We start from the raw sequence: 2,631 nt of genomic DNA, 5'->3' as shown, positions 1-2,631 counted from the left end.
AATCATGTAACTAGCTCAGGAAGTTTGAATGTTAGTTGTAGTCAAAATACTCCATACTCGATTGCTTTAAACAGCGATAAGACTTTAAAGAATACACAAGACAGTTCTATCCAGGTTCCGTATCAGCTCTATCAGGATGCTGGATTTAAAACTGTTTGGGGAAGCTCTTCTCAAGAAAATTTTGCAAGTACGGGAACTGGTACGGATCAGAACTTCAAAATCTGGGCAAAAATTAATGAAGGCGCCACGAATGTTCCTGCGGGTGTATATAATGATATTGTGGTTGCTACGATTACATATTAATACGTTAAAGTGACCGTCACAGTATCACTATAGTTTCCTGCACTTTTGAGAGGCTGTTGGGGGACATGTCCGTAAACAGAGATTGGTTGCTGCCCATTTGTTCCTACACCTTGCGACCTGTTATTAGAACTATCCCATTTTTGAGTTAAGTTACTGTTTAAGTATAAATCATAATTTATATAATCCTTGCCATTAAACATTCTTCTCTGACTATTCAGAGCATATTTGCCATTATTTAATCCTACTCGCCAAGTAGTGCGTGAAGGGCATTGCAGAGAAATTTGACCACTTGTATATAAGTCTCTGTTCAAATTATCAATTTGACCAAAATCCAAATCTGTTGTTGAGAGTAATGCACAAACATTCTCATATTCTGCAAAAACACTCATATTGGCCGTATCCGAATATCTTAAATTACTAGCGTTATAGCCGTTAGGATAGTTCTCATTTCTTTCAAAATCATAAAGGATTTCAAGCGATAAAGTAGAGGATCTGTAATTACCAGCAGCCCCTGTCTGTCCTGGATAAAAAAGACCATAAACTGGGATCACTTCAGTCAATTGCTTACCACCCGTAATTGTATAGTCTCTACAACCCATAGCAGTTAATTGATCACGCGATTGGATTAAATGAGTAAAACCGGGGTCATAAAAAAGATTATATTTCAAAGATTGAAGTAGGTTCGGTATGCCTAAAATATTAGTATAAATATAACGGGTTGTATCATTATAAAGCCAACTTGTAGCGGTCAAACACACACGTATATTTGTTTTCATTATGGAACGTGGATCACAACGAAGAGTAATATTGGTAGAAGTCGTACTTAATGCAGGGCTCACCTCACCGAAATCAAGCGAGGTAGAAGAAATACTGCATTTAGCAGCCTGACTTTCACCTGTAATCATCAAACCTAAAAATAGACCTGACATTAAAGTTAAATTTTTGCTTGATAAAAAAGGAGATTTTTTTTTGTTCATTATTCGCATAGCAACTCTCCTAAATCAATTAAACCTTTGTGGGTACCTAAACCATTTATCTCAAAGCTACACATTTTGTCTTTTTGCTCTACAAAGAATTTAGTTACTTTAGGGTTTTCCATATAGATCATACCATCATGTGCAACCACAGTAAGAGGCTCTGGTATCGAGGACTTTAAGTCTGGACTTGCCCACACATTCGACCCGGCTTCAATTACGCTTCCATCTTTTTGTTTAATAACTGCTTGAATCGCCTGAATCTGGTAAACAGGAAAATCTATGAAGACTCCACTACCAAACCTTGGTACAGCATTCTTTACTGTTGTTTCAATATAATAGTCAGCAGGTAATTCTAATGCATCGATTGTGATCTTGTTATTTTGGTAAGGATTCAGTGAGGTGACGACCAGTTCTCCGTTTCTATTGGTCTTTCCTACTGATCTATTTTCTAATTTCACTGGTACTTCAGGGATATTAGAGGTTGAAATCAAAGCAAATGAATCAAAAGATCTACGCATTGGGAATAAACTTCGATTCATCATTAACAGGCTTCCACTTAATGTACCGTTGGCTATTCGAGAAGAGCTGTTATCGGTTTTAAATTCCTGTAAGCCTAAACTCCACTCCCCATAGTTGTGAATCCGGGCAAGTTGAGTCTGGATATTTCGATTATCCTGAGCCGTATCTACCTGTACTTGCCATCCCCACCCACCAACATCACGAGAGACGGACTGACGCGCATTAAAAGACAGCTTCTCTTGTTCCTGATCTTGCTGATAGGATAAGTTGACGGTTCGTCTCTTTTCTAATGGAACATTCAAGCTCAAATAATATCTGGTATCTGATCCATTTAAATCATGATTTGCGCTTAAGTTGAGATAATAATTGTTAGGGAATGAATAAGACCAATTAAATGTTAAAAACTCGTTAGTTGAATCCCAATCTTGTTCTTGATAAATATAACTTGCCCCGAACTGGCCTAACCTATTATTCGTACCTAGAAAAAATTGATCAGATCGCTGAGGAAATGCTAAACCATTTAGGTGCGCGATATCGTAATATTCGCCTGACTGCCGAGCCGTATTATAAGAGATAGTTAAGTACCTAGAATTCCAGTTATATCCTAATTGATAAATAGCTCCGGTTAATCCCTGATAGTCACTAAAAGAATATGCTGCATTTAACAGACCTGCGCGGTTTCCTAGTCTTTGGATAAATCCTGCTCCTCCCAAGTACAGATCAGGCGCTAACTCCAAATGTGTCTCTACAGTTAAATCTTGTGTTAAACCATACCGATAACTGGTATTAGTAACCAGATCCTTATCATATTTGAAGGAACGTTCCCCATATG

At 37.7% G+C, this 2,631-nt stretch carries 3 protein-coding genes; 1 reads left to right on the top strand and 2 read right to left on the bottom strand.

Annotated features, from left to right (window positions below):
- A partial coding sequence (locus FTV32_RS16450) for a spore coat U domain-containing protein (protein ID WP_180029121.1) occupies positions 1-303 on the top strand: 303 nt, incomplete at its 5' end.
- Here FTV32_RS16450 and FTV32_RS16445 read toward each other — a convergent pair.
- The gene (locus tag FTV32_RS16445; protein WP_180029120.1) at positions 300-1,289 is read right to left on the bottom strand and encodes a spore coat protein U domain-containing protein; all 990 of its coding nucleotides are present in this window, start codon (positions 1,287-1,289) and stop codon (positions 300-302) included. The two genes, FTV32_RS16450 and FTV32_RS16445, sit on opposite strands and share 4 nt — an antisense overlap.
- Positions 1,280-2,631, bottom strand: a 1,352-nt coding sequence (locus tag FTV32_RS16440) for a fimbria/pilus outer membrane usher protein (RefSeq protein WP_180029119.1), incomplete at its 5' end; no start/stop codon positions are given. The genes FTV32_RS16440 and FTV32_RS16445, both read right to left, overlap by 10 nt.

The organism is Acinetobacter sp. YH16032 (assembly GCF_013417345.1).
In the GTDB taxonomy this organism is placed as follows: Bacteria; Pseudomonadota; Gammaproteobacteria; order Pseudomonadales; family Moraxellaceae; genus Acinetobacter.
The sequence above is the reverse complement of the archived record's forward strand: the minus strand, read 5'-3'. Positions and strand labels throughout refer to the sequence as shown.

Excerpts from the sequence above, each read along its gene's own strand:
- FTV32_RS16445 (WP_180029120.1), bottom strand. The coding sequence starts at position 1,289 with ATGCGAATAATGAACAAAAAAAAATCTCCTTTTTTATCAAGCAAAAAT.